This is a genomic window from Nostoc commune NIES-4072 (genome assembly GCF_003113895.1).
Taxonomy (GTDB): domain Bacteria; phylum Cyanobacteriota; class Cyanobacteriia; order Cyanobacteriales; family Nostocaceae; genus Nostoc; species Nostoc commune.
In genome coordinates this window covers 3,097,755-3,124,445 of record NZ_BDUD01000001.1, presented here as the reverse complement: position 1 = coordinate 3,124,445, position 26,691 = coordinate 3,097,755, and the positions used below count along the sequence as shown (strand labels likewise).

Annotated in this window: 32 protein-coding genes and 2 pseudogenes; 16 read left to right on the top strand and 18 right to left on the bottom strand. The window is 40.4% G+C overall.

Translation table 11 applies throughout. The features are described from left to right. Position 1: 1 nt before the first annotated feature. Together CDC33_RS13900 and CDC33_RS13895 are read right to left on the bottom strand one after the other, a co-directional pair. Positions 2 to 217 (bottom strand): hypothetical protein, encoded by a 216-nt coding sequence (locus tag CDC33_RS13900; RefSeq protein ID WP_109008950.1) that lies wholly within the window; start codon positions 215 to 217, stop codon positions 2 to 4. Between the two features lie 62 nt (positions 218 to 279). Next, entirely contained in the window at positions 280 to 1,410 is a 1,131-nt protein-coding gene (locus CDC33_RS13895; RefSeq protein ID WP_109008949.1) for a succinylglutamate desuccinylase/aspartoacylase family protein, read from the bottom strand. 245 nt (positions 1,411 to 1,655) lie between these two features. On the opposite strand from CDC33_RS13895, the gene CDC33_RS13890 reads away from it, so the two are divergent. The 5 genes from CDC33_RS13890 to CDC33_RS13870 are packed head-to-tail and all read left to right on the top strand — an operon-like array spanning position 1,656 to position 6,947. Beyond that, on the top strand, positions 1,656 to 5,210 hold the full coding sequence (locus CDC33_RS13890; RefSeq protein ID WP_109012570.1) for a tetratricopeptide repeat protein: 3,555 nt from the start codon (positions 1,656 to 1,658) through the stop codon (positions 5,208 to 5,210). 34 nt (positions 5,211 to 5,244) lie between these two features. Next, positions 5,245 to 5,754, top strand: a complete 510-nt coding sequence (locus CDC33_RS13885) for a hypothetical protein (protein WP_109008948.1) — start codon at positions 5,245 to 5,247, stop codon at positions 5,752 to 5,754. A gap of 47 nt (positions 5,755 to 5,801) precedes the next feature. Beyond that, positions 5,802 to 6,074 carry a hypothetical protein gene (locus CDC33_RS13880; RefSeq protein ID WP_109008947.1) on the top strand — a complete coding sequence of 91 codons (273 nt, stop codon included), beginning with the start codon at positions 5,802 to 5,804 and terminating at the stop codon, positions 6,072 to 6,074. Then, positions 6,071 to 6,490 carry a type II toxin-antitoxin system VapC family toxin gene (locus CDC33_RS13875; protein ID WP_109008946.1) on the top strand — a complete coding sequence of 140 codons (420 nt, stop codon included), beginning with the start codon at positions 6,071 to 6,073 and terminating at the stop codon, positions 6,488 to 6,490. The genes CDC33_RS13880 and CDC33_RS13875 overlap by 4 nt, the downstream gene beginning before the upstream one ends. Positions 6,491 to 6,509: 19 nt before the next feature. After that, positions 6,510 to 6,947, top strand: a complete 438-nt coding sequence (locus CDC33_RS13870; RefSeq protein WP_109008945.1) for a hypothetical protein — start codon at positions 6,510 to 6,512, stop codon at positions 6,945 to 6,947. A gap of 26 nt (positions 6,948 to 6,973) precedes the next feature. Here the strand turns inward: CDC33_RS13870 and CDC33_RS13865 are convergent, their stop codons facing one another. The 5 genes from CDC33_RS13865 to CDC33_RS13845 all read right to left on the bottom strand — a co-directional run bounded on the left by CDC33_RS13865 (position 6,974) and on the right by CDC33_RS13845 (position 10,471). After that, positions 6,974 to 7,612: a histidine phosphatase family protein gene (locus CDC33_RS13865; RefSeq protein ID WP_109008944.1), complete on the bottom strand. Its 639-nt coding sequence runs from the start codon at positions 7,610 to 7,612 to the stop codon at positions 6,974 to 6,976. 352 nt (positions 7,613 to 7,964) lie between these two features. Next, positions 7,965 to 8,486 carry a hypothetical protein gene (locus tag CDC33_RS13860; RefSeq protein ID WP_109008943.1) on the bottom strand — a complete coding sequence of 174 codons (522 nt, stop codon included), beginning with the start codon at positions 8,484 to 8,486 and terminating at the stop codon, positions 7,965 to 7,967. A 106-nt stretch (positions 8,487 to 8,592) separates the two neighbouring features. After that, positions 8,593 to 9,039 (bottom strand): hypothetical protein, encoded by a 447-nt coding sequence (locus CDC33_RS13855; RefSeq protein WP_109008942.1) that lies wholly within the window; start codon positions 9,037 to 9,039, stop codon positions 8,593 to 8,595. 312 nt (positions 9,040 to 9,351) lie between these two features. Continuing rightward, a complete protein-coding gene (locus tag CDC33_RS13850; protein ID WP_099103871.1) occupies positions 9,352 to 9,534 on the bottom strand; it encodes a CsbD family protein in 183 nt (60 codons plus the stop codon). 472 nt (positions 9,535 to 10,006) lie between these two features. Then, positions 10,007 to 10,471: a hypothetical protein gene (locus tag CDC33_RS13845; RefSeq protein WP_109008941.1), complete on the bottom strand. Its 465-nt coding sequence runs from the start codon at positions 10,469 to 10,471 to the stop codon at positions 10,007 to 10,009. A 254-nt stretch (positions 10,472 to 10,725) separates the two neighbouring features. On the opposite strand from CDC33_RS13845, the gene uvrB reads away from it, so the two are divergent. After that, positions 10,726 to 12,723: an excinuclease ABC subunit UvrB gene (gene uvrB, locus CDC33_RS13840; protein ID WP_109008940.1), complete on the top strand. Its 1,998-nt coding sequence runs from the start codon at positions 10,726 to 10,728 to the stop codon at positions 12,721 to 12,723. A 58-nt stretch (positions 12,724 to 12,781) separates the two neighbouring features. On the opposite strand, the gene CDC33_RS13835 is transcribed toward uvrB, so the two are convergent. The 3 genes from CDC33_RS13835 to CDC33_RS41250 all read right to left on the bottom strand — a co-directional run bounded on the left by CDC33_RS13835 (position 12,782) and on the right by CDC33_RS41250 (position 13,450). Next, positions 12,782 to 13,042, bottom strand: coding sequence for a type II toxin-antitoxin system RelE family toxin (locus CDC33_RS13835; protein ID WP_109008939.1), 261 nt, complete (start codon positions 13,040 to 13,042; stop codon positions 12,782 to 12,784). Then, the gene (locus CDC33_RS13830; RefSeq protein WP_109008938.1) at positions 13,042 to 13,257 is read right to left on the bottom strand and encodes a hypothetical protein; all 216 of its coding nucleotides are present in this window, start codon (positions 13,255 to 13,257) and stop codon (positions 13,042 to 13,044) included. Before CDC33_RS13830 ends, CDC33_RS13835 begins: the two co-directional genes overlap by 1 nt. Positions 13,258 to 13,324: 67 nt before the next feature. Then, complete coding sequence (locus CDC33_RS41250) at positions 13,325 to 13,450, bottom strand: hypothetical protein (RefSeq protein WP_280524412.1); 126 nt, start codon at positions 13,448 to 13,450, stop codon at positions 13,325 to 13,327. A gap of 147 nt (positions 13,451 to 13,597) precedes the next feature. Here CDC33_RS41250 and CDC33_RS13825 point away from each other — a divergent pair, with 147 nt between their 5' ends. Together CDC33_RS13825 and CDC33_RS13820 are read left to right on the top strand one after the other, a co-directional pair. After that, a complete protein-coding gene (locus tag CDC33_RS13825; RefSeq protein WP_109008937.1) occupies positions 13,598 to 13,828 on the top strand; it encodes a hypothetical protein in 231 nt (76 codons plus the stop codon). Beyond that, the gene (locus CDC33_RS13820) at positions 13,825 to 14,094 is read left to right on the top strand and encodes a type II toxin-antitoxin system RelE family toxin (protein ID WP_109008936.1); all 270 of its coding nucleotides are present in this window, start codon (positions 13,825 to 13,827) and stop codon (positions 14,092 to 14,094) included. Before CDC33_RS13825 ends, CDC33_RS13820 begins: the two co-directional genes overlap by 4 nt. 157 nt (positions 14,095 to 14,251) lie before the next feature. Here CDC33_RS13820 and CDC33_RS38705 read toward each other — a convergent pair whose 3' ends face one another. Beyond that, positions 14,252 to 14,431 (bottom strand): hypothetical protein, encoded by a 180-nt coding sequence (locus CDC33_RS38705; RefSeq protein WP_181374004.1) that lies wholly within the window; start codon positions 14,429 to 14,431, stop codon positions 14,252 to 14,254. 9 nt (positions 14,432 to 14,440) lie between these two features. Next, complete coding sequence (locus CDC33_RS41245) at positions 14,441 to 15,142, bottom strand: calcium-binding protein (RefSeq protein ID WP_109008935.1); 702 nt, start codon at positions 15,140 to 15,142, stop codon at positions 14,441 to 14,443. A 66-nt stretch (positions 15,143 to 15,208) separates the two neighbouring features. Between CDC33_RS41245 and CDC33_RS40415 the strand changes: the two genes are divergently transcribed. Further along, complete coding sequence (locus CDC33_RS40415; RefSeq protein ID WP_244919232.1) at positions 15,209 to 15,385, top strand: hypothetical protein; 177 nt, start codon at positions 15,209 to 15,211, stop codon at positions 15,383 to 15,385. A gap of 182 nt (positions 15,386 to 15,567) precedes the next feature. Further along, a complete protein-coding gene (locus CDC33_RS13805) occupies positions 15,568 to 16,128 on the top strand; it encodes a Uma2 family endonuclease (protein ID WP_109008934.1) in 561 nt (186 codons plus the stop codon). A gap of 717 nt (positions 16,129 to 16,845) precedes the next feature. Here CDC33_RS13805 and CDC33_RS13800 read toward each other — a convergent pair. Next, on the bottom strand, positions 16,846 to 17,460 hold the full coding sequence (locus CDC33_RS13800) for a tetratricopeptide repeat protein (RefSeq protein WP_109008933.1): 615 nt from the start codon (positions 17,458 to 17,460) through the stop codon (positions 16,846 to 16,848). A 309-nt stretch (positions 17,461 to 17,769) separates the two neighbouring features. On the opposite strand from CDC33_RS13800, the pseudogene CDC33_RS13795 reads away from it, so the two are divergent. From CDC33_RS13795 to CDC33_RS13780, 5 genes and pseudogenes are all read left to right on the top strand, one after another. Next, positions 17,770 to 18,558 (top strand): annotated as a pseudogene (locus CDC33_RS13795) (SDR family oxidoreductase). 307 nt (positions 18,559 to 18,865) lie between these two features. Continuing rightward, positions 18,866 to 19,582 carry a rhomboid family intramembrane serine protease gene (locus tag CDC33_RS13790; RefSeq protein ID WP_109008932.1) on the top strand — a complete coding sequence of 239 codons (717 nt, stop codon included), beginning with the start codon at positions 18,866 to 18,868 and terminating at the stop codon, positions 19,580 to 19,582. A 119-nt stretch (positions 19,583 to 19,701) separates the two neighbouring features. Next, positions 19,702 to 20,385: a rhomboid family intramembrane serine protease gene (locus CDC33_RS13785; protein WP_109008931.1), complete on the top strand. Its 684-nt coding sequence runs from the start codon at positions 19,702 to 19,704 to the stop codon at positions 20,383 to 20,385. 244 nt (positions 20,386 to 20,629) lie between these two features. Further along, entirely contained in the window at positions 20,630 to 20,773 is a 144-nt protein-coding gene (locus tag CDC33_RS38695; RefSeq protein ID WP_181374002.1) for a hypothetical protein, read from the top strand. A 144-nt stretch (positions 20,774 to 20,917) separates the two neighbouring features. Beyond that, positions 20,918 to 21,127 (top strand): annotated as a pseudogene (locus tag CDC33_RS13780) (low temperature requirement protein A); the annotation flags it as partial. A gap of 149 nt (positions 21,128 to 21,276) precedes the next feature. Here CDC33_RS13780 and CDC33_RS37795 read toward each other — a convergent pair. Continuing rightward, entirely contained in the window at positions 21,277 to 21,456 is a 180-nt protein-coding gene (locus CDC33_RS37795) for a hypothetical protein (protein WP_146195813.1), read from the bottom strand. A gap of 66 nt (positions 21,457 to 21,522) precedes the next feature. Here CDC33_RS37795 and CDC33_RS13775 point away from each other — a divergent pair, with 66 nt between their 5' ends. Beyond that, a complete protein-coding gene (locus CDC33_RS13775) occupies positions 21,523 to 21,741 on the top strand; it encodes a hypothetical protein (protein ID WP_100902982.1) in 219 nt (72 codons plus the stop codon). A gap of 592 nt (positions 21,742 to 22,333) precedes the next feature. On the opposite strand, the gene ftsH3 is transcribed toward CDC33_RS13775, so the two are convergent. The 4 genes from ftsH3 to CDC33_RS13755 form a co-directional block, all read right to left on the bottom strand. Next, positions 22,334 to 24,175, bottom strand: coding sequence for an ATP-dependent zinc metalloprotease FtsH3 (ftsH3, locus tag CDC33_RS13770; RefSeq protein ID WP_109008930.1), 1,842 nt, complete (start codon positions 24,173 to 24,175; stop codon positions 22,334 to 22,336). Positions 24,176 to 24,288: 113 nt separating this feature from the next. Next, positions 24,289 to 25,083 carry an aminotransferase class IV gene (locus CDC33_RS13765; protein ID WP_244919231.1) on the bottom strand — a complete coding sequence of 265 codons (795 nt, stop codon included), beginning with the start codon at positions 25,081 to 25,083 and terminating at the stop codon, positions 24,289 to 24,291. A 17-nt stretch (positions 25,084 to 25,100) separates the two neighbouring features. Next, positions 25,101 to 25,520, bottom strand: a complete 420-nt coding sequence (locus tag CDC33_RS13760) for a GNAT family N-acetyltransferase (protein ID WP_181374001.1) — start codon at positions 25,518 to 25,520, stop codon at positions 25,101 to 25,103. A 96-nt stretch (positions 25,521 to 25,616) separates the two neighbouring features. Beyond that, positions 25,617 to 26,402, bottom strand: coding sequence for a hypothetical protein (locus CDC33_RS13755; RefSeq protein WP_109008929.1), 786 nt, complete (start codon positions 26,400 to 26,402; stop codon positions 25,617 to 25,619). Positions 26,403 to 26,691 lie beyond the last annotated feature (289 nt).

The following is a 26,691-nucleotide window of genomic DNA, read 5'->3' as shown; positions in this document are numbered from 1 at the left end:
ACTAGCGACTGTAAATTTCTTCACGATTGAGTACACCATTCACTTGAACAGGATTCTCAGTCAATTCATCAATTATGTCTTTTTTTAAAGATGATTTTTTCTTTAATAAAACAATTACTTTAATATCATCTCCTTCACTGAGTTCTTGTTTGTATTCGTCAGGGATCTGAATTAAACCATTTTGGATTTTTGCTTGAAACTCTACCGCATTTAACATAATTATTCTCTCTTATGTAGCGATACAACTTAATCTTAGCGCCTACAATAACCTTTTAATCGCTAACTTACAATTCCCAATACAAACTCGCCTTCATTTACAGCCTGATTGGTTGCGACATCATAAACTAATCCATCATGTTGAGCGCAGACATCAATTACAGTAGGTAGTTGACCTTCTTTATTAAAACTGAGAATCTGATACAGCTTGTCTCCAGCTTTGACTGTGCTACCTAATTGGATTCTGGATTGAATCATACCACCTGCGATCGCATAATATTTTTTCCGATTGCTGCTGGACGCAAAACTCATCTCATAGGTTTTCGTGTAATCTAATAAATCAGTAATTTGCACTACACCTTTTTGTACTAAATAGTTTTTTACACCCCGTACACCTTTAGCGACTGAATCAGGGTTCATTTGCATTCCTGAGCCTAATTCTAACGTCCAAGCTTCCACATCAAACTTGATTTCTCTACCCAACTCTTTAAAACAAGCTTCCAGTGCTAACCAAGGTTTGATAAAAGCTTCATCAAAAGCATCACCATCATATTTATCAAGCAATATTCCGAAATCAAGTAGGAAGTATTTTGCACTATCTTCTCGATTTCGGAAGTAATAAACGTAGTCTAAAGCTTGATTTGTAGAACTATGTAAATCAATTAAGTAATCTGCATCTAAACTGAGATTTTGTAGCTTGTAGGCAAAAATCTCGGTGTAAGGAACACCAACAGGAGAATTAATTTTTTCTAAAACCTTCGCAAATTGTTGCTTAATTATAGTTAGATAATTTTGTCGAATGACCTTTGGATCATCAATATGAAGTTGAGATTTAGTAAAAGCTACTAAATCATCAGCTTCTTTCTCGTAGTCCCAAAATATCCGATTCCAGTCTTTGGCTTCGTAAAGGCAATATCGTCCAGGGGAAAATTGATGAGCGCGTTCATTCGTCCCCATTGGATTACAAACGGGAACTAACCAAATTTCTCCAGTTAAATCTGTATCATTTATTGTTAATAAAAACTCAATTAGCTGGTGAATAACAGCATTACCAGCAATTTCTGCACCATGCAGATTAGATTGAATGTAAACCTTTTTACCAGGTTGAGCGCCGATGAATTTGTATAGTTGTAAGTAGAGGCGATCGCCCGAAGCCATTTGACGTAATACAATGCTTTCAATAACTGGCTGCATGAAACAACTCGGTGATGATTTGAGTAAATTATCGCTGTATCTGTACTGAATTAAAAGCCTAGTAGAAAATTTCATTAAATTCTCTGCGTTCCTCTGCGCTTACCTCTGCGCCCCTTTGCGTTTAAATTTAAACCCTCAATTCCCCACGATTTGACGCAAATTAACTGATTTCATTTGCGTAATCAGCTAACCTCCGCGTGAATGACTAAGATAAGGTAGCATTTAAACTAGTGTTGGCGGTAGCTATGGCGCAGAATTGGTTGCGGATTACGCATCAAAACGACAAAATCCAACTTTCTTGGCAACGCGGATATGAAAGTCCTCGTTTTGCGTCAGAAATCGTCTTCCAGCAACCCTTCGATAAAGAAAACGCGGCTGAGTTGCGCTGGTATTTAGAAGATTATCTGAAGTTTCCTTACGGTATTTTTCCAGATAACGCTGTAAAAATTGAACAAAAATTACAGCATTGGGGACAACAGCTATTTGAGCTAGTATTTCGCAGTACAGAGAAAGGAAGAGAGTTTTTTCAGGAAGCGACACGGGAAGGGCTAGATAACTGTGAACTGGGCATCATTTCCGATAACGCCGAAGTGCTGAATTTGCCTTGGGAGTTGCTATATTCCCCCGATTATCAATTTCTTGCACCTTCACTGGCGGGGATGTATCGCAGTCTTAGCAGTCAGGGCGTAAAAGCACCATTGCCAGCAATGCCCGATGACCAACTGAATATTTTACTAGTTATTGCCCGTCCTTACGATGAGCAAGACGTTGGGTTTAAAACCATTGCCCGTCCACTGCTGGCGGCGTTGCAACCGATACGACAGCGAGTCAATCTTAAGGTATTGCGTCCCCCTAGCTTGAAAGCATTTGAAGCAGAACTGCAAGCGAATAAGGGTTTTTATCATATTGTCCATTTTGATGGACATGGGAATTTTGACAGCGAAACACAGGGAGTTTTAGTCTTTGAGAACGAACAGGGGAACGAACAAGCTGTCAGCGCTAGAGAAATTGCCCAATATTTAACAGATTGTCGCGTACCGATTTTTGTACTCAATGCTTGCAAGTCTGGACAAGTTGGGGAAGAAGCCTTTTCTTCTGTAGCGGGACAGTTGGTGAAACTGGGGGCTAAGGGTGTGGTAGCAATGGCGTATTCAGTTTACGCCAAAGGTGCAGAACACTTTATTGGGCGGTTGTATGGGGAATTAGTCAGGGGAGAGTGTATCGCTACAGCTGTTGCATCAGGGCGTAAGTCCATGTCTATTGACAAAATGCGCCCTAGTCCCAAAGGAAATTTACCTTTACAAGATTGGCTTGTGCCGGTGTTGTATCAGCAGGAACCCTATACGCCTTTTGTTCCTAAAAAGACAGCACCCAGTTTTGCCGATTTGATGGCGCAAACAGACAACACTCCAGAAAGCAGCAAGGCTGTGGGTTTACCTGATGAAAGTGCTTATGGTTTTATTGGGCGGGATTATGAGATTTTGCGTTTAGAGAGAGCATTTCGGCAAAATCATCTGGTTTTGGTGCAGGGAATGGGCGGCGTTGGTAAAACTGAGTTAGCCGCAGGTTTCGCCCGGTGGTTGGATGACACTCAAGGACGGACTGGGGGTATTTTCTTTACCTCCTTTGAACAGGGTGCGGGGTTGAGTCAGGTAATTAACCAAATTGGCAGGGCGTTAGGCGGTGAGAAATTTTCCCAAATGATGCCAGAACAGCAAGAGGCGGTGGTGCGACAATATCTGCAAACTCATCCTTGTTTGTTAATTTGGGATAACTTTGAACCTGTCAATGGTTTCCCTACGGGGAATGAACCATTATTGAGTGGGGAAGAGAGAAATAAGCTGAAGCGGTTTCTTAAAGAATTGCGGGGTGGTAAATCTTGGGTATTAATTACCAGTCGCCGCGAAGAACCTTGGCTAGATTGTGGTTATAGTTTAATCAATTTGCGGGGGTTGTCTGAAGCGGATGCCCAAGAGTTAGCCGCGAAGATTTTGCAAACGGTGGGTGTGGAGAGAAAGAACCTGCCAGCAGAGTATTTGGAGTTGCTGAAATTGCTGGGAGGACATCCCTTGTCTTTGCGGGTGGTGTTGCCGCATTTAAAGATGCAGACACCTGTGCAGTTAATTGAGGCGTTGCGGCGGGGGTTAGATACTTTTAGAGGACAAGAGGAAGAAGGGAGAGAAAAATCTCTTACTGTGTCGTTGGATTATTCCTTTGCCAAGTTGTCAGAACAAACACGCCAGCATTTACCATTTTTGGCACTGTTTTGTGAGCGAGTTAATGCAGAATGTCTTCCTAACTTCTCTTCAAACAATTTAAAAAAGTCTTTTGGACAAGCATATCAAGCTGTATTTGGGGACAACTTACAAAAAGCTGACTGGCTAAGGATTTTTAAAGAAGCAGCAGAAGTAGGAATCTTAGAACATTTTGGTGAAACTGTTTATACAATTCACCCTGCACTACCTTGGTATCTACGCCAATGTCTATCTCAATTCCATACTGAAGTTACCATAAGTGAACTGGAAAAAAAATTACTACTTTTTTATGCATTGAATGCTTTAGCTTTTGATCCACAAACACGTCAAAATGATGAGAGATCAACTATATTTCTGCTAATTGAAGAGCCAAATTTGTTGCAAAATCTAAGAATTGCAGAACACTTGCAATGTTGGGAAGAAGCGCGGGTAATTTTAAGAGCTTTGGGACAGGTTTATGATCAGCTAGGTCGTTTCGCTGAATTTCTGGCATTGCGTCAACGAGCATTTAGTCATATTGGCATGAATTTGGCTCAAGCTAAAGCAAAAGGGCAAAGCGCCCTTGAATATTGGATATATTTACGGGGTATTGATGCTACTGAAGCAGTTCGACTAGGAAACCCTAAAAAATCTAGGATAATTCATCAAGAAATTTTAGATGAATTAACTGCATTAAATGACCCATCCAAGAATGAAGATATTGCTATTGCTAATTATAATTTAGGTCTAGCAGCAAGGGAAGATGAAGATTTTTATGGAGCTTTCCACTACTACCAAAACGCCCTAAAAATTTTTGAAGATGCTGGTGATTTTTACAACGCTGCTGGTGTATATTATGAGCTTGGCGTTGCAGCGAGAGTACAATGTAATATTGAGTTAGCATCTCAATATTACCAAAAGGCTTTTCACATTTACCAGGATTCTCAAGACTTGTATAGGCTTGCAGGCATCTATCAAGAACTGGGTGTAATAGCACGATATCAAAGAGATTATACACAAGCAATTTTAAATTATCAGAAAGCTTTGCATATTTGTGAAGAATTAGGACATGATTATTTTACTGCTGCTATTCTTCATGAGTTAGGCGAGGTAGCAAAGCTTCAACTAAATCTAGATTTTGCGAAACAACTTTACTATAAAGCTCTTCAAATTTATGAAGATCAAGAGGATTGGTATAATGCTTCAGATGAGTACCAAGCTTTGGGTGAAGTTGCAAAACTAAAAAGTAATTTTGACGAGGCAATAGCCTACTTCAAAAAAGCTCTCGACATTAGAATAGAACTGAAAATTTCAAATAAAATATCAGCAACGCTCATAGAATATGGTAAAACTTTGGAGCATCAGAATAATTACGCTGATGCCTTACAATTTTATATTCAAGTCTTAGGTAATGATATTAAGCATCGGCATAATGAAGAATGGATTTATGAAGATATCGAATGTTTAGCGCGTATGCTCCATCAATTAAAAGAAAGCCAGTTTCAAGACATTTGGCGCAAGGTGACGGGTGAAGAGTGCAGTGGAGAGTATCGCAAGGCAATTTAGGTAGCGCGAGATAGGCTAGAAACAGAGTCGTAGGATGCAGTGCAAGATTTATTACCAACGTCAAATCATTCATAAGTTTTATTTAAGCATTACTTGCGATCGCACAGAGCGCACTACCCTAAAGAGCGATCGCATAAGCTTTTGTCAAAAAGTTGTAACCTTAAGCCTTAATGTCGTAACCTTAAGCCTTAATGTTGTAACGTTAAGCCTTAAGGTTATAGCGTTAAGCCTTAATGTTGTAACGTTAAGCCTTAAGGTTATAGCATTAAGCCTTAATGTTATAGCGTTAAGGCTTAAAGTTATAGCGTTAAGACTTAATGTTGTAATGTTGGTGACGACAAGACATTCACTTATAACTGCGATCGTTGATTCAGGTACTATTTTGCAGCCAGTTCCATCCTTTGAGTCACAGCCAGAGAAGCCGAAGAGACAAACAAAAATTAAAGCTTTGCAAAGCTGGTTTGAAAAAACACAACCTACGCCTTCTGATTTTGACCCAGACCAAGCCAGATGGGAAGCTTTAAAGGAGAAACATAATCTGTGAAATTGCCTGAAATATTATTTAATTATATATAGATGAGGAAAAGCAATATGCAAGCCTACAAGCTGAACGCCACAATTGACGAATCAGGTCATTTAATTATTGACGAACCTCTAAATATTGCTCCTGGAAAAGTGGAAGTGATTATTTTGCAGCCAGTTCCATCCTTGGAAACTCCTACTGAGTCACAGCCAGAAAAGCCGAGAAGAAAGTCTAAAGTAAAAGCATTTGAAGGTTTATTTGAAAATGCCCCACCGACACCACCAGACTTTGACCCAGACCGAGCCAGATGGGAAGCTTTAAAAGAGAAACATAATCTGTGAAAATCTTGTTAGACACCAACATCATTGTAGATGATGCCCTTGAGCGTGAACCTTTCCTAGAGGCAAGCGAAGAAGTGTTGGTGCTAGTTGAGCAAGGACAGGTAGAAGGTTATATTTCCGCCTCAACTTTTAGTGATTTGTATTACATTATTCGTAGGGCAAGAGGTCGAGAGTGGACACTTACTTATTTAAGGCAGTTGGTCAACTTCTGCCGTGTCGCTACTGTAGACAGTACCGCAATCAACATGGCACTAAACCTTAACTTTAGAGATTTTGAAGACGCTATTCAATACAGCGCTGCGGTACTCAATCACTTAGATGCTATTATTACTCGCAATCCTAGAGATTTTCCAGTTGCTACTCCCAGAATTATCACACCTGAAGAGTTGATTCAGGAACTAACAAATACTCCATAAATAATTAAGTCAAATATATATGAATGCCCAATTAACCCTTGTGGAAATCCAAGAACTTCAGCAACTTCTGCCAAACGACACCCCAGCGCAACATGCACTTACTACCCTGCAACAACACAACGGCAATCTAGAAGCTAGTTTTGATGCACTCTGGCAAGAGAAAGTCGGCAAAACAGATTATAGTAGGGGCAAAAAATCTCTCTTACAACTCACCCTCGACGAAATCCGCGCGGAAATCTGTGGTGATGATGGTTTACGGGGCAAAATCAAAGAATACACTAATAACCCTGGTAGTTCTTCTCTGCTCAATAGTATCATTGGCTCCCTGGTTGCCGTTGCAGCAGTACATGGCATACCTATTGATGGTGCGATCGCCACAATTGTCGTGTTATATATTTTAAAAATTGGAATCAATGTTTATTGCAAATACACTGAGCCAAATAGTGGGGTAGAGTAAGGTAAAATAATAACTCCTAATTTCTCTCACGTTCCCGGTAAATTTAGCAAATGTTCATCCAAATGACTACGTTGTGCCAAAACCTTTACCAGCGGCCCATGTGAAGAAAATTCTACAATACTGACCGAAGCCACAGGGCATCCCAAACGAAAACGGAAGCGTCCCACGTCAATCCCCAAAAAACTACACAGAAGAATTCTGATAGTTGCCTTGTGTGAAACAACTAAAACATTTCCACTAGTGTAATTTTGTTTAATTTCTTCAATTACCTGCAAGGCGCGAGAAGCAATTGTGACAGCCATTTCTCCACCAGTTGGAGCATTCCAAGCCGGATCTGCTGACCAGCGAATATAATCATCGTGATATTCACGGCTAATTACTTCTGGCGTTCTTCCTTCCCACTTACCATAGTTGATTTCTTTTAAACCATCTCTAAGTTGTGGTTCTATCTTTATTGCTTCACATAAAGGTTTTGCTGTCAATACAGTTCGCCGCATGGGACTACAAAATATAGCTGTCCAATCCTTAGAAGTATATGCGTCAGCAAAAGCCTTGGCCATAAGCAACCCTTCTGGGGTAAGTTCTGAGTCTAAAGAACCGCAAAAGGAATTATTGCGGCTGCATTCTGTTTGTCCGTGACGGAGGAAATAAAGAGTTAGGCTCACGGTATATTCTCATTGATTGTAAATTTAACAGCCTTAACAATCAGATGTAGCTAAAGATAGTTAATGCCTGTGGTATATTACTACAATTTTTTGATATTTGAAATGATCTTTAGGGCAAAGTTGCCGCAGCTAAGGGCATCGTAGATATTGCCATTAAGCGATCGCTCATCTGGCTCATTTTAATACGCAAAAAATAAAGGTGGGTTATTACCCACCTAATCTCTTACCATCCTCCAAACTTAAATAGGACTTACGCACACTCTACGAATTCTCGGCGCTCTTGGCGTCTTGGCGGTTCGAGAAATTAAGCTTTTTAGCAATTTTTGCGTAAGTCCTATTAAAATGTCAGAAGTTACTTGCGACTACCCAACCACTTAGCGGCCGCAATTCCGAGAATGCCTGCTACTACAGGATTACTGAGAAATTTGATAATCCCTGGTTGTTCCGCTAGCACTTCGCGGAAAATGTCGGGGTGGTTATGATATACAAAAGACGCTAATTTGCTAACATCATCAGCATTCATGCGGCTGGGGTGGTGTGTAGAAAGCCCCAACTGTTGCTCTAGATGCTTCTCGTCTAATTTTCTTTCCTTCAAGTGTTTGAAAAAGGCTCTTGCTACATCATCCCGTTCATTGGGTTTAATTTGTGCGATCGCCTGTTGTAATTCTGGCTCCATTTGGCTGGTTGGAATGTGATCTGGATGTAAAGATTTACCAAATAAGTGCCGACGTTGATCTGGTGTTGTCCGTTGAGCAAAATCATCAAAATTTTGATATTCCGCAGTTGATTCAGCTGTAGTATCATCCAGAGATTCAACATCACCTTTAGCCAAATCTTTCATTATTTGACGTTTGTAATCTTCGCTGGTTGCCACTTTTATAATCTCCTTTTTTTATTAAACTCTTTGGATGGCTAATATTTCCAAGCCTTAATTCCAAATTCATCAAACTATCTTCAAGTTTCTATTGCTAATACAGCAATTAGGTATACTTGACTTGATTAGTTTGAGTGTCATATTCAGTAGTCAAAATCAATTGCTTATCAGGTGCGTAAATCAAAACCTTCAAGTCTTGTTTTGGGAAGTTTTTATGGAAACCTTGAACTAAAGATTTTGCTAATGGTCGTACTTCGTTCGGACGAACTTTAGGGGAAATTACAACACCCAGTTTGTTGTTATCACGAACAAAAGCGTCCTGAACTAATCCTTGAGATGCTTGTACAACCCAGTTACCAAAGGTTTGCCCTCCTGGGGTATTGCCTCGTTCTAACTCTGCATAAGTTACATCTCGCCCAATTGCTGAAGGAGTAGTTGAACGATCAACCCGTGACATTGTACTTGTACCACCACCACAGGCGGTAGTTATCATCAGTACTCCGATTAAAAAGAAAGTCGCCAATATTTTGCGACCTTGCTGAAGCAAAATCATTTTTTTACCTCCTGAAAAAACACTTTAAACAACAGATAGAATAGGTTTTATATTCAAAATAATTGTATTTATAAACTTGGAATATATAGAGGTTATTCCTTTAATTTGTCAAACATTTTTTTAATGTAGAGACGTAATAAATTACGCCTCTACAAGAAATTCTGCAAATCAAGCTATTTCTTTTACTTTCCACGTTTGCTAAGAGGAGGATAAAGAAATATAGACTTGAATTTTCAATCCTCCATGCTTTTTTGCAAAAATGGAATCCACCCCATTTATATTCCTATTTCTGCTAAAAACTTGGATTATTTATTAGTCAATATTTTTCTTGACATTATCTTTCACGTCTTCGATACCGTGACGTACTTCACTCTCAGCTTGCTTTGCTTTACCTTTAGCTTTATCTTCTGGATCTCCAGTGACATTTCCTAAAGCTTCTTGGGCTTTACCTTCAACATTTTTAGCGGCTGCTTTTGCGCGATCTTCTATGCTCATTTTGTACTCCTATTTAATCAAAAATTTATTTCAAAGTTTGTTTACAGCTTTGAAATGTTTTGTTATTACTTTTACACACTAACTTAAAGTTTTTGCTGAAGCCTTCCACCACAAGACATATTAAACAATTAAAAATTAGAAATTAAGAATGAAAAATTAAGAAAAGTAGTTAGAGTAAGCATCCTGGCTATTGTTTGAATCTCAACTAAAGCAAAGAACGGCTGAATTACCTATGCTAAAAGACATAGAACAAGTGCAAATATGGTAATCAATACTTGTCGGGTTTTGGGGAAAAGGGAAAGGGGAAAGGGGAAAGAAAAAATTTTTAACCTTTTCCCCAAACCAAATTCCGAGTTAAAAATCCAAAAACCGAGCAGTATTGATATGGTAATCTCCATTTTTGACTGTTTAAATAAAAACCCAGCTTCCTATAGAAACTGGGTTTATAAAGTTATGGGAATATTTTATTTGTCTAATCTAGAAAACCCATCAGGTTTTCAGAATTGTCAATCTCATTTGATGCTATTGGACGATTACCAAAGGTAGAATAGCTTTCATCAATTACCAATAAACTTGAGCCAATTGGACGAACCCCAGAGAGATTGATACTTTCAACAACTTGGAATGTATTAGCACCAATTGGACGAATACCCATTGAGTTATAGGTTTCAACTACTTCCAAGCTACTGGTGCTAACGGGACGCACCCCAGCAATTGAGAGGTGTTCAGCAACTTCTAAGTCGCTAGCTCCTATAGGACGAATTCCAGAAATGGCGAGTGTCCCAGTAGCTCCCACTGGCAGTTCATTAACTTCATCGACTTTATCAGCATTCAAGCTCTGGTCTTGTTGATTTCCAACTTCCTCTATAGCTTCCCCTGAAGACTTGGCATTGTTTTGCCGAGAACTGATTGCTTTGCCAGCGCTGCTAATAGCCATAAACGAAGACCTCTGGTTTGTTAATTGAATTTTACAATAATTAAGGAAAGATGAAATTTTTTCCTATATACTTTTAGAGTTTAACCTTAAAAAACCTCATATAGATATAAGAATCTTTAAAACTGATACATAAGGAAACTTAAATAAATAATTTTTGTAAAGAATCATTACTATTTATTTGCTCTAATAACCCAGCTACAATGGATACAGGGCGGAATTGTCACCATGAGATAGGGTATTAACAGCAAAACTGTATGACAGAATTTTGTCTTCAAGCTCCCTTTAGTCCCACAGGCGATCAACCACAAGCGATCGCTAAACTTTCTGCTAGTATCCAAGCGGGTAATCGTTACCAAACTTTACTCGGAGCCACTGGAACTGGTAAGACATTTTCGGTAGCAGCAGTTATTGAGAAAATTGGCAAGCCTACTTTAGTTCTGGCGCATAATAAAACCCTTGCTGCCCAGCTTTGTAACGAGTTGCGAGATTTCTTTCCCAACAACGCAGTTGAGTATTTTGTCAGCTACTACGATTATTATCAGCCAGAAGCGTATATTCCCGTTACCGATACTTATATTGAAAAAACGGCAGCAATTAATGATGAAATAGATATGTTGCGGCATTCAGCGACGCGATCGCTTTTTGAACGCCGTGATGTCATTGTCGTTGCTTCCATCAGTTGTATCTATGGTTTGGGAATGCCAGCAGAATATCTGAAAGCTGCCATCCCTCTTCAGATAGGTATGGAAGTAAATCAACGCCAAATTTTACGGGATTTGGCAAATGTTCAATATAGCCGCAACGACATAGAAATGGGTCGGGGAAAGTTTCGCGTCCGTGGTGATGTTTTAGAAATTGGCCCAGCTTATGAAGACCGGATTATTCGTGTGGAATTCTTTGGTGATGAAATTGACGCGATTCGCTATATTGACCCGGTGACAGGTGAAATTCTCAAGAGTTTGGAAGCAGTGAATGTCTACCCTGCACGCCACTTCGTCACCCCAGAAGAACGGTTAGAAGTAGCTTGTAATGACATTGCAGCAGAATTAAAACAGCAAAAATTAGACTTAGAACAAGCTGGGAAACTATTAGAAGCGCAACGCATAGATCAGCGTACACGCTATGACCTAGAAATGCTGCGCGAAGTGGGTTACTGCAACGGCGTTGAGAATTATTCCCGTCACTTAGCAGGAAGACAAGCTGGAGAAGCACCAGAATGTTTAATTGATTATTTCCCCAAAGATTGGCTACTAGTTATAGATGAATCTCACGTTACAGTACCACAAATTCGCGGCATGTATAACGGCGATCAAGCTAGAAAAAAAGTTTTAATTGAACATGGATTTCGGCTTCCTAGCGCTGCTGATAACCGTCCTTTGAAAGCCGAGGAATTCTGGGAAAAGGTAAATCAGTGTGTTTTTGTTTCAGCAACTCCCGGAAATTGGGAATTAGAAGTTTCTGAAGATCATGTAGTTGAGCAAGTGATTCGACCAACTGGAGTGGTTGATCCAGAAATTTCTGTGCGTCCCACAGAAGGACAAATTGATGATTTATTAGGAGAAATTAAAGATAGAGCCGATCGCCATGAACGAGTGTTAATTACTACATTAACTAAGCGCATGGCGGAAGATTTAACCGAATATTTGCAAGACCACGGGATAAGGGTAAGGTATTTACATTCCGAAATTACTTCTATTGAGCGCATTGAAATTTTGCAGAACTTGCGCGAGGGGAAATTTGATGTATTAGTTGGTGTGAATTTGCTGCGGGAAGGCTTGGATTTACCTGAAGTTTCCTTAGTAGCAATTATGGATGCGGATAAAGAAGGTTTCCTGCGAACCGAGCGCTCCTTAATTCAAACTATTGGTAGAGCCGCGCGTCACATTCAGGGACAGGCGATTTTATATGCCGATAATCTGACAGGGAGCATGATTAAAGCTATTGATGAAACAGATAGACGGCGTGGTATTCAAACTGCACATAATCGACTGCATGGGATTACACCACAACCAATTGTCAAAAAATCAAGTAATGCGATTTTGGCTTTTTTAGATGTATCTCGGCGGTTGAATGCAACTGAATTGAAAGTTGTAGATGAACATATAGATGAACTGCCATTAGAACAGATTCCAGGGTTGATTACTCTGTTGGAAGCGCAGATGAAAGAAGCAGCGAAGAAACTGGAATTTGAAGAGGCGGCAAAATTGCGCGATCGCATTAAACATCTGCGGGATAAAATGCTAGGACGCTAACGTGAATCTACTGAGTCCTCAATTGAAGTGTGATTGAGGAGACAATGATGACCGATTGTTAATTGTAAATATCACGGCGATGCCCAACTTTATGAATTGTGATGAGTTGTGCTTCAGTATCAAAGGAATAAATAACTCGGTAGTCCCCAATTCTGAGTTTGAACAAACCGCTTAAATCAGCACTCAAAGGTTGAGGGGTTAAGTCCTCAAAGTTCTCAGACAACCAGCGAATTTTACGCAGGATGCGCTCTTGAATAGTTGAGGTGAGAGCTTCAAACCCGATAGTCGCCTCTGATTTAAATTCGATGTCGAGCTTCATTACCAGGTCAATCCCAGGTTTTTTGCTACTTCCTCAGCAGGAGTTCCACGTTCTCCAGATTGAGTACGTTGTAGGGAGTCGAGTAGTTGCTGTTTCACTTCTGGTTTTATTTGTTTGCCTTCATCAGGATCAACCATGAGAGATTGAATCGTTTCGGCAACAGTTTCTTGAATCAGAAGCTTGAGTTCTTCGATGGTCATATCTTTGACTTGCATAGGGGATGATGGTTCGTGAGAACTACTCTTACTCAGGACTTACGCAAAAATCGCCAAAAAGCTTAATTTATCGAACCGCCAAGACGCCAAGAACGCCAAGAATTCGTAAACAGTGCGTAAGTCCTATTACTGTTTTACCTTCTATTGTGGCATATTGCGGCGATCGCAGTGGCATAACAAACCGCTTGCACATAGCATTAAACATCTGCGGGATAAAATGTTAGGACGTTAACGAGAATCTAAGGCTATTAAGTCAACCTTTGGGTGATAAAGCGCTCAACTTGCCGTCAAAAAGCGATAATGGATAAGATGCCATTTACGTTTTAAGAGTGTGGTAGCCATGACTGAGTTACTTGAGCGTGCGATCGCACAACTGAAAACTCTACCTGTTGACGAACAGGATGCGATCGCTACTCGCCTCCTTGCCGAGATAGAGGATGAGCAAAGATGGAAGGCTCAGTTTGAATCTACTACAGATGCTCAGTGGGATCGTCTAGCTGATATGGTAAGGCAGGAAATTGCTGCTGGCGACATCACTTCTTTAGCTGACGTTTTTCCCTCTGAGAAATGAAGTCAAGTGTTACGAAGGCATTTCGCAAGAAACTTGATGAGCTTCCTGCATCAGTTCAAGAACAAGCGGCCAAAGCCTATGCTCTTTGGCGTTCAGACCCTTACCACAATAGTCTTCAGTTCAAACGAGTTAGCCAGCGCCAACCAATCTATTCAGCTCGTGTTAGTTTAGACTACCGCGTTCTTGGCTTGTTGCAGAATGATCACATTTATTGGTTCTGGATTGGCACACATACAGAGTATGACGAGTTGCTTCAGAGGTTGTAGTGCCAGCAGCCAACCGTTAGCGCGTAGGCGTAGCCCGTCGTAGACATCGCATTAAACATCTGCGAGATAAAATGTTAGGACGTTAACAAAAAAGAGTACTTGTGCTTGATGAGGCTTTAATTCAACTGTGTTAACTGACCAACATATTGCTGAAGCGTTAAGCCGCGCCTATGTCCGTGCGATCCGCCGGACGTGCCGGACTCAACTTGCCTAAGCATAGTAGCTTGCAACGTTGAAATAAAACGGACTCTAGCTCATCTAAGGAATCAAATGACTGATTAGCGTAGGCGTAGCCCGCCGAAGGCATCGCCTGATTCGTGACAGGCCATAACCGCACACACCGTTTCTAGAAAATGGTGATAGTACCACTGGAAATCGGGAGTGAGCCGTAAATAGAGGAAACTGTCGCAATCTGAGTGTCTTCAACGAACAGTGCGCCTGTACTTCTGTTGAACGTAATCGCATCGAGAGCGTCTATATCTATTCCGAAACCTTCGGCGGAAATCCAAATCTCATCATCAAATATGTAGTCGAAGTCAGTGATGGTATCAATTCCTTCATCTGGGGAATTAAAGTAAAATCTATCGGCACCGTCTCCGCCTGTAAGTGTGTCCCTGCCCAAGCCTCCAACTAGGGTGTCAACACCGTTTCCGCCTGTAAGTATGTCGCTGCCCAAGCCTCCAACTAGGGCGTCATTACTGGCATTACCTTCTAACACGTCATTGCCATCATTGCCAATTAGGCTATCATTGCCAGCGCCACCGAAAAGGCTGTCAGCACCCGCCCCACCTTCTAAGGTGTCATTACGGGTGCCGCCAGTCAGCACGTCGTTGCCATCATTGCCAATCAGTCTATCATTGCCAGCGCTACCCAAAAGGCTGTCATTACCAGTACCACCATTTAAGATATCGTCACCAAAGCTGCCATTCAGGGTGTCATTACCAGACGGGCTATTAGCATTGCCACCCCTAGCCCATCCATATAATATGTCATTTTCCGAAGTTCCATTTATTGTGTCAGAACCTGTGGTGCCGTAGATAGTTGCCATTTTTGTTTTTTCCTAACTTTCCTAATTGATGTTCAGGGCAGAAGTCAGTTTCTCACATTAGCAGAAATGGATTTATCGATCAACAGTGATGACAGGGTTGTTTGGCGATTAGCTCAGGAAAATCAGATGATTTTGCTTACAGCTAATCGCAGCATAAAAGGGAAAGATTCGCTCGAACAAGTCATACGTGAAGAAAATACCTTAGCATCGTTACCCGTAATTACGATTGGCAATGCCGATTGACTGCTAAACGACTCTGAATATCGAGGTCAGTGTGTTGAAAGTCTGATTGAAATTGTGCAAGATACAAGATAGTTATCGAGGTGCAAAGCGAATCTTCATCCCGTAATGTGGTTAACTATTCGTTCATTGCGATCGCATTAATCATCTGCGGGATAAAATGTTGGGACATTAACGTGAATCTTATGCTCACCAATATTCGCCTAATTAGTGTTCAAGAATATCACAAAATGGCGGAAACGGGGATTTTTCATCCTGAAGAACGCTTAGAATTAATCGCGGGACAAATCTTCAGAATGTCAGCAAAAGGTACTGCTCACGAATCAGCAATTACCCGCACAGAAAGGTTATTACGTCAACGTTTGGGTGACAAAGTTTTATTAAGAATCCAGTCACCAGTGCAACTTGACGATTACTCGGAACCAGAACCAGATATTTCAGTGGTGAAGCTGAATTCATTAGATTATGAGGATCACCATCCTAATGCTTCCGAAGTGTTTTTACTGATTGAAATAGCTGATTCCAGTCTTAAATACGATCGAGAAGTAAAAGCGATCGCTTATGCTAAGTCAGGTATTATTGAGTACTGGATTTTAGATGTCAATGGACGCAAGTTGTATATGTATCGTCTCCCCAGTCCAGACGGATATCACAGTGAGAGCATACTTGCAGAGGATGTGACAATTTCACCTTTAGCTTTTGGTGATTGTACGATCGCTATTCGGGAATTACTGCGAAAAATCTGAGAGGCGATCGCCACTATTAAATCAATGCTAGGTTTTGGCATCCAATCTAGGACTTACGCACACTCTACGAATTCTCGGCGCTCTTGGCGTCTTGGCGGTTCGAGAAATTAAGCTTTTTAGCAATTTTTGCGTAAGTCCTACAATCTTACGTCCTCTGAAACGGATGATTGTGCAGGTACGTCATATTCGCTTCTAGTCAGTCGATTGTAGCGATCGCAGTCAAATATCGATGAAGACTATGCAGGAAGGTCGCTCATTGTTGTCGCTCAAAGATGATCAACAAGCTGCCGAATAGCTATTTTTACACAGTATGCGATCGCACATTTGTACCGACAAGTGCAGTTTGAAACCGAAGCCACCGAAAATTGAATAGATGATTGATGAGGATGCCTAGAAGCGCAGCGGCTTGTCGTTAGCGATCGCCGACTCATGATAGATATTGATTAGCCAAAATGATTTATACAAATCCTCCAAATAGTCAACATCGTCCCAGCCAAGCAATCAGCAAGATATATACGCTGGACTTGCTAATGCGATCGCATTAAACATCTGCTATATCAAAGCACTATCTGTTACTACTATCTGTTACTCATCTGCATTCTGAAGAACAGTAGTATTACAGCATTGATAGAATAGTTAAAATTTGGGGAATGCCAGAATCAATTAATAGCTGTACCAACCTGTAAACACTGATAGTTTATCTAAGGAAACCTTAGCTCATCCTCGTAGCTTCTTATGTACCTGTGCCAAATACCACATATAATCATCAATTTTGTACTTGTCAGCAGCTTTAACTATATATTCCTGAGCCAAATCAATATTATTCTGGACTTCGTAATATAATCCCAAGTAAAGATGACTGTAAAAATTTACCTTTATCCCTTCTGATTGACCAACAGTTAAAACATCATCTGGAGTACAATCTCCTGCATACAAATCATATACACGCTGCATGATCCGTCGAGGGTCATTTTTCACAGTTAGTAAAGAATTACGCGCCTCTTCAACACCTAACGAACGAGCTATGCAGAGATATCGCCATACTGTTTCTTCTACATCTTGAGCATTCACTCTCAAATCTATTTCAAATTGTTCAGCACCCTCAGCAAATCTTTCTGCATAATAGTACGATAATCCCCGTTGCCAAAGGTAAGGTTTAATACTGGCATCCAATTGTTCTGCTATGTCAAAATCTTGAATAGATTCATCAATCTTAGCCAGTTGAAAGTTAACCATACCTCGACGAATGTAAGCATTAGGATTTTTTGGCTGATTGCGAATGGTTTCATTCCAGCGCTGGAGTTGATTTTCCAGAGAATTTGAAAAAAACATGGGTTTTCCTAGCTAGTATAGATAAAATAGAATATTTTCAGGCTTGAACGAGTCTTTGAGAAAGCGAAAACCATGCTCAGTAGACTGCTGTACCTTATACTCTCGTAGTAGATTATGTTCATCTCATTACAGATGCCTGCGACTATGCCGCAGTGGTCAATATTTTGTATTCTGATATCTAAATTATGAAGCTGTCATGCTCAAAAATACAATGTTTTGCGATCGCCACCGGAAAGGGCGGGTACGCTATTGCACCTGCATGTGGGTATTATCGGACTAAATTCTGAATAAAAGTAAAACTATTTAATTATGAAGCAATTTACTGACAAAGTTGTTCTGATTACAGGAGGAAATTCTGGTATTGGCAAAGCTACAGCATTAGCTTTTGCTGAGGAAGGGGCAAAAGTAGTGATTACCGGCAGGAGAATTCAAGAAGGTGAGTAGACAGTTAATTTAATTAAAAAAGCAGGTAGTCAAAGTATTTTTATCCCTACAGATATTACCCAAGAAACAGAAGTTCAAAATTTAATTAGCCAAACAATTAAAACTTTTGGTCGTTTAGATTATGCCTTTAATAATGCTGGGACTCCTGGAATTCTAAAAGTAGATATAGATGATTCTGAAGAAAATTGGAATAAAATTATTAATACTAATTTAAAAGGAGTTTGGCTATGTATGAAATATCAAATTCCGGAAATGCGTAAAAATGGTGGTGGTGCTATTGTCAACAATGCTTCTATTAGAGGATTAATTGCTGCTAATTTAATTAACGAGCAAGAAAGTAAAGCACAACATAATATTCATTTTTATTGTACTAGCAAACACGCAGTCTTAGGACTTACTAAGTCTTTAGCTGTACAATATGCTAAGGATGGTATTAGAATTAATGCTGTTTGTCCAGGAACTATTATGACTCCTATGGTAATGGAGGCTTTAAGTGAGCAAACAATAAAGAATTATGGCAATCAATATCCTATAAAACGATTAGGTACACCGGAAGAAATTGCTCAAGCAGTATTATGGTTATGTTCAGATTCAGCTAATTTTGTTATTGGACATTCATTAGTTTTAGATGGTGGTTTAACTATTCAACATTAGTTTTAGATGGTGATACAAAATCACCCTCTAGCAAGATAGCTACTTGTTCATATCAAGAGCAATAAAAATTGAGTAAAGCCAGCGATTGCTTTATCACTCAATTCTTGGTTAAAAATATTTTTGAACCATATCTAGACCGAAAAGTTGAATCTGGTAGAGTGAAATGAAAGTGTTAAGGACTGTATTTTTTACAATGGGTTGCAATTTCGATAACAAATCTTGGTGAAATCCATCCACGAGGAAGAAGAAACTACTTGCATTATTCAGTATTGTGTAACTGGTGTCTTAAAATCAGGAAAAAACGCTCGTGGTTCCCATTAGAGATAATAATCCGACAAAAATTACGCCTTATGTGACTTATGGACTGATTGCTGCTAATGTCCTCGCTTTTCTTTATGAAGCAAATCTTCCCCCCCAAGCATTAAATGGGTTTCTACGCCTTGCGGCTGTAGTTCCACGAGAACTGACTTTAAGCTTTGCTGGTGTCTCTCTACATCAACCAGTGCCAGAGTGGGCAACTTTAATTACCTCACAATTTTTACATGGTGGTTTCTTGCACTTAGCAGGTAATATGTTGTTTTTCTGGATTTTTGGTAACAACGTTGAAGATAAGTTAGGTCATGCCAAATATTTACTGTTCTATTTATCTTGTGGTGTTTTAGCATCTTTGACCCAGTGGTTCTTCGCTCAAGATTCTAGCATTCCTTCCTTGGGTGCAAGTGGTGCGATCGCAGGCGTTTTAGGAGCATACATTCTCCGCTTTCCCAACGCCGAAGTTCTCGGCATAGTACCTTTAGGGTTTTTCTTCCCGAGTTTCCGCGTACCGGCATATTTCTTTTTAGGATTTTGGTTTCTTGAACAAGCCTTCTACGGGCTTGCTAGTCTGCAAACACGTACCAACATCGGTATGGAAAGCGGCGGTATTGCCTACTGGGCCCATGCAGGCGGTTTTATCTTTGGAGCAATTCTTGGCCCACTCTTGGGTTTGTTTAACGATAAATCAAAGGAAGAAGCTTGGTATTAGTAATTTTCAGGGTATCATCAGGGCTTTTAATTAGACTAATTAATGAAATTGCCTAAGCTTCGCAACTGCTAGCCTTACAAGCTATATTGCAGTTAGTGAATAAATTAGGAAAAACATTTGTGTTTCCCCTCTACGATGAAAATCCGACGCGAGCCACCCCGTATTTCACCTACGGGTTAATTGGCATGAATATTTTAGTTTTTCTTCACGAGGTGATGTTGTTAAATGCATCGTCAAATGTACAATTGAATCAGTTTTTAAGTCAGTATGCAGTAATACCTCAACAGTTAACCACCAATTGGAGTGGAGAGTGGATAACGTTATTTACATCGCAATTTTTACACGGTAATTGGTGGCACTTAATCTCGAATATGGTGTTTCTCTGGATTTTTGGCAACAATATTGAAGATCGATTGGGTCATGTTAAATATCTGATTTTTTATTTAGCGTGTGGTGCTTTAGCTGCCTTGTGTCAATGGTTTATTGGCATGAATTCTGAGATTCCTTCCTTGGGAGCAAGTGGTGCAATTTCTGGTGTTCTAGGTGCTTACATTATCCGCTTTCCCCAAGCTAGAGTCATGACCCTAGTATTTTTGGGGTTTTTCATCACCACAATCAGAGTGCCAGCAATAGTAATAATTGGACTTTTTATTGTGCAAAATGTAATTTCCGGTCTTGCTACCCTGCAAACAGCCGCTAACATGAGCGTGGAAACTGGTGGAGTTGCCTACTGGGCACACATTGGTGGTTTTGCTTTTGGGATAATTCTCGCTCCCCTATTTGGGTTGTTTAGGCAGGACTAAGTACAAAATTTCCGAAATCATTAGCGAAATAATTGCTACCTATCAATCGTCTGCATATCCTCTGCGCTGAAATTTCCCCTTTCGCTTCACCACGGTTTTACTCAAAGCTGTACTAAGCAATTCAAAACTAGGCGTTGCATATTTGTCACTATAAACATATTTAATATCACTTTTAACAAATTGATGTCACCGTTTGGGCTGATGTTAACAGTCTTCCCGCAACTAGATGTGCAGGTAATTATTTTTGAGCCGTTATCCCAAACTAGCACAGGATAGTCAGCAGGCGATCGCCCTGGTAAATGAATGGAACGATGCCTGCGGCAACCCCTTCGGCAAGCTATTTAAGCCTGAGCATATTCGCAAAGCTTGGCAGCCTTTGTATGAGTAATTAATCCTTTATTTTTAAAGCCTGATTTCTTGAAATTTACGCAGAAACGTCTACCCATTGGCTAATAGATGACGGTTAATGATAAAAACTATTAACGATTCGCAATTAGCACTATGGCAAATTTTCTCCTTTAGCTGGTGGTGGGTCTATAGATTTGGGGTGATTCGTTATTGCAAAGTCCGCTCCCAGTATCGACTTGGGGGTGCAGTCGTGCTGTTAGCGATCGCTATCTTTGGCAAAGGTTTGTTACCTGTTGCAGTCATTGGCCTTGTAGCTGTAGTTTCTGCTGTCCAAGTCGTTCAAGATTTATATCAGAGTCGCCCCACTACCCGCTTAGTTGACCCTCAAATCTAGCTCATAGCGTAGTAGTAGCGCACAGATGCTACTACTATGTATCCAGGCAATTTAAATCTGAGGATTTATCTGTAAAGCATCTATCCTATGGAGGATTTTTTACAAAATATCAATAAATGTTCATATAGTCATTTAAAGATTATGTAATCTCAGTATTCAAACATGACTTTGTAAAGCTGATAACTCAACACATTGCCGCCTATCGGAGGTGACACAACCAAAGGAGGAATGTCATCATTACGAGATGTACCTTTGGGCGGTGAAGTCAAGTAGGTGAAATATTTATTAATATTATTAATAGGAAGTGTAAATTTAGGGTCAGGAGTCACAAAAAATTCTCAATGGCAGGTATTCCGTATCAATCATCAAGTTTTTCGGTAATAGAACAGAAGATCATGAAAGATAAAGAACCATCAGACTCGAAGGAATTCGTTGGGAATCTCAAGAATGGAATCTGGCTGTTTGGATTGTCATCCTGGGTATTCGGCATTACCGATCGCAGTATTGCCTCATTTGCGGATGGCTATCTATCTGCTTTGGATTTGACGCAAATATTCACAGCCGCTACCTTCTTTGTGGCGTGGCTATTTTTGAAACCGACATCTAGAGTTTAAGATCGGCGACTGGTTGAGTATCGGGTCACTTTTAACGCTAGTCATGTCAAGATTCAGAAACTTATCTCTATTAGCAATATTGGGAATTTTTCTTCTTCCCAAATTGCATACATAATAGAGGTGGAGGTTTTCACCAAAAAATTGCTCGACTCCCAGGCTGAACAATCCATCTGGCACGTAGGCGTAGCCTGTCGTAGACATCGCTGGTATATTCAGGTCATACTAAACTGCTATATCAGGCCCGAAAAACAGTCCATTCGATCTGCCCATGACATAGTTAGCAAGGCTTTAAGCAAACTAGGGTGATTTTTTTTACCATCCCGACTTATTGAATTATAGCTAGATTGTATCTTTTTCCTTTTGAAGTCAGAGTTATAGCTTTTTTATTTTGGTGTATCTAAAAAAATTTTCTAATTTTCTGGAATTGATTATGCTCAGGTGGTAGTCTATATCAGACAAGCGATTTATACTGAAACTCTATAACGAAACCTTCGGGGTATATAACCCCATATTAAAAGCCCGGTCTTCATGACCGGGCTTTTTTGACAATTAGGAGTTAAAAATTATTCTTGACTCCTAACTATTCATTAAATTAGGCAAAGGCAGCAGTTTTCACATCGTTATTCGACAGAATTTCTTGCAACTCTTCAGCGTCTACCGTTTCTTTATCAACCAACATTTGCGCTATCTGATCTAAAATATGGCGATTGCCGATTAACACCTCTTTAGCGCGTGTATAGGCTACATCTACAAGTTTACGGACTTCTTCATCGATGGCGGCGGCGGTTTCTTCAGAGAAATCACGCTCTGACATGATATCTCGTCCGAGGAACATGTTACCTTGCTGACGACCAAGAGCAACAGGGCCTAAGCGATCGCTCATCCCAAATCTGGTAATCATCTGACGCGCAACCCGTGCTACTTGTTGAAGGTCATTAGAAGCACCAGTGGTCACTTCTTCTTCACCAAAGATTAATTCTTCAGCAATTCGACCACCCAAAGCTACAGCCATCTGATTTTCCAGATAAGCGCGGCTGTATAAACCTGTGTCCATCCGGTCTTCGCTGGGGGTAAACCAAGTTAAACCACCTGCACGACCACGAGGAATGATGCTAATCTTCTGCACAGGATCGTAGTCTGGCATCAAAGCACCAACTAAGGCGTGACCAGCTTCGTGATATGCTACCAAGGTTTTGCGCTTTTCGCTCATTACCCGGTCTTTCTTCTCTGGGCCAGCTAATACGCGGTCGATCGCGTCGTTGATTTCATCCATCGAAATCTCAGTCAAATTCCGGCGTGCTGCCAGAATTGCGGCTTCATTGAGCAGGTTGGATAAATCTGCGCCAGTAAATCCAGGGGTACGACGGGCGATTTTATCCAAGTCCACATCTTTGGCCAAGGTTTTCCCACGAGCGTGAACCTTAAGAATTTCGCTGCGTCCGGCATAGTCGGGACGGTCTACCACAACTTGACGGTCAAAGCGACCAGGACGCAATAAGGCTGCATCTAGAACATCAGGACGGTTGGTAGCGGCAATAATGATGATGCCTGTATTACCTTCAAAGCCGTCCATTTCTGTGAGCAACTGGTTGAGGGTTTGTTCCCGCTCATCGTTACCACCACCTAAGCCAGCACCCCGTTGACGACCTACAGCGTCAATTTCATCGATGAAGACGATACAAGGAGCATTGGTCTTAGCTTGTTCAAATAAATCGCGGACGCGGGATGCACCCACACCGACGAACATTTCTACAAATTCTGAACCGGAGATTGAGAAGAAGGGTACACCTGCTTCACCGGCTACGGCACGAGCTAGGAGGGTTTTACCTGTACCAGGAGGGCCAACTAACAGTACACCTTTAGGAATTTTTGCACCAACGGCGGTAAAGCGATCGGCGTTTTTCAGAAAGTCTACAACTTCGTTTAATTCCAACTTGGCTTGGTCAATACCAGCTACATCGCCAAATGTTACCTGAGTTTGTGGTTCCATTTGCACTCTGGCTTTAGATTTGCCAAAGTTCATCGCTTGGCTACCTGGGCCACTTTGAGCGCGACGTAGCAAGAAGAATAAGCCAACCAAAAGTAATACAGGAAAAAATAAGCTGCTTAGTGCCTTAAACCAAAATCCTTCATCGGTTTGGGGCAAAACAGAAATATCAACGCCTTTAGAAGTCAAAGTATTGATCAAGTCTGGATCGTTGACTAAAGTAACAATCCGTTTAGCTGGGTCATATTTGGGTGTAACCAGTGCTGTAGAGCGATCTGCACTCAAACTGACTTTTTCAACTCTGCCTTGTTGAACTTCTTGAATAAACTGACTATATCGCCATGTCTGTCTGCTTTGGGGTTGTTTGTCAAAAAATGCTGTTCCCAGCGCAATTACGACAATAAACAGCAGCGCGTACAGCCCTGCATTTCTCCATCTTTTATTCACTAAGGTCTATCCTCCGGTATTTTTCGCGCGGTCGCCTAGCGTCTCTGATCACAAAGGTGATTATTAAGAATTATGTTAACTTATCTTAAGATATAACAAATTTGGCGTGGCTGTCATGCTAAAAAAAGCTCCTTTATTAGCTGAAAACTTTGATGGTAGGGATTATATTGTAGCGACCCTGAAGGCTGATGAACGGTATGAATTGGAATAATCTCTACCACACTATTAGTGTAGGCGATCGCTTCAAAGCCCTGCACTAACTCCACGCTCCAAGGTTCTTCGCGCACTGGCATCTGGTGGTTTTGCAACCAGTTTACAAGTTGCGATCGCACAATTCCCGGTAGAATTCCGGCCTTGATTGGTGGCGTGTACCAACTGCGATCGTACCATCCCCAAAGGTTGCCTGTGCTGGTTTCTAGCCAATTTCCTTGAGCATCGACTAATATTGCTTCTTGAGCATCTAAACTAGTTTTTGCCAACCAAGCACTCAAATAGTTTCCAGTTTTATGAGAGGGGAGAGAACGATAAAATTCTGAACTGGCAACAGCGCAATATACACCATTATTTTGTTTTTCTGTCAAATCCTGTGGTAATAATCTGCCAGTTATCCACTCTCGTCCATCGGGAAAGAGGGTAATTCTGAGAACGGGGAAGTGTGTGAGGATAATTTGAGCGCCTTGGCGTAGACGGTTCCAATCTGGTTGCTGCCAGTCAAAAGATTGTACTGAGAAAAGTAGGCGATCGCAGTGTGCTTGCCAATTAGTTAAATTACTATCTAGCGAGTTCTGATAAACCCGCAATGTTGTAAAAACAGTCGCCCCATAAAGTAAGCCCGGATCATTAATGTTTAACTCTAGGGTTTGGGAGTGAATTAATTTACCGTCATACCAAAAAATATTGTTTGTCACAACCAGATTACTTGTCGTTACAACTCTATTGAAAAGTGATGACTTGTAATGTTCATACGCTGCATGAGATAAAACCTGTGGGCTGCAAATCGCTGAACACCGGAATCAAGACTCAGGTGTTTACACTGATGATTTATTGCATATTCAATGAGCCATTGAAATAACTGTTGACCATAGCTGTGTGACCGATTAAACTTATCAACGACTAAATCATCAATGTATAATAACTTTCCCAATGCTAAACAATTAGAAATGCGAAATCCAGCCACTGCCAGAGTTTGCTCTTCTATTTTCAAGAATGCAAGTTGATATCTTTCGTTCATTTGATATCGAACTTGCTCTAGAAACTTATCTTGCTCAAGGTGAGGGCGCAACTGATAAATAACAGGAAAACACCCTAAAATTTGAAAGTCAGATTCTGCCAATTGTATTGACATCAGTGTTAACCTACACAATGGTATGTGAAAAATTTGAACCGATTAAGCGAATATAATTTGCTACTACACTTGCAGCAATCCGTTATAACTAATAATTTAATCTTTGGGGGGAAATATAATTTTTTTAGTCCCTTCAGGAGTTGTAATAACTTTCCCTCCCAAAGCTTCAATCTCCTTAATTGCACGTTTTTGAGTTCTCTCATCAACTTGATTATTTAAAACTATAGCCCAGGTAGCAATTTGAGCATATTTACTGTTGGGATTTCGACTCAGAAATTCAGCAGTTTTTTGGGAAGTATGAGCGATCATCTGACTCTCTGAATCTGAAAAGTTACTAGCCCAGTTTGCAGCCGTTGCAAAAGACTGTTCGGCAGCTTTAGCGTTGCCTAAAAATAATAACTCATCAACTCCTTTATAACGCCATACATAATAAGACTTTTCCGGGACTGAAGGAGATAGTGATTTTAAGCCTTTCTCTGATAATGCGATCGCACGTTCTGGCATAGCAGCATACAATGAAGTACTGATAGAAAGACTGCGATACGCTGCTAAAAATCGTGGGTCACGTTCTAGGATGATTTCAAAATACTTTGGACTTAAACTGTAACCTGTTTTATCTCGAACTTCATCATCTCCGAAATATTGGAGAAAATTTAGATATACCAAATCGGCAATGAAGTTATCATAACCAAAACTAGGCATTGTTTTGAGAAAATTAAGGCGGATATCTTCAGACCTTATTTCTTTTTCTAAAGTTTCTAAAGACTCAGATCGGTTGCTATTTATTAGTTTTTGCAATTGGGGGAATTGAATCAAGCCAACTCCTAAAATACACACACAAATTATAAAAGGTGTAGCAATGGTTTTACGCGACAACAACATATTTTTATTGTTTTTACAAGTAGAAGCAACTCATTATATATAATATACTTTATGTAAAATTACTCAGTTAGATGGTTACAGGGAAGCATCCATGATCAAATAGATAAAAAACTTTGAATCTGAAGAGTTTAATGCTCATGTAGGGACAAGCAGAGACATTCCCACATATTGCGATGTTTACTGACAAACCTTTAGGATTTGGGAATGAATAACAGTAAATAAGTCTATTTTTCCTCAAGCAAAGCCAAAAACAGGTATTTTAGCAAACTAGACATAATTTACTTAGTAG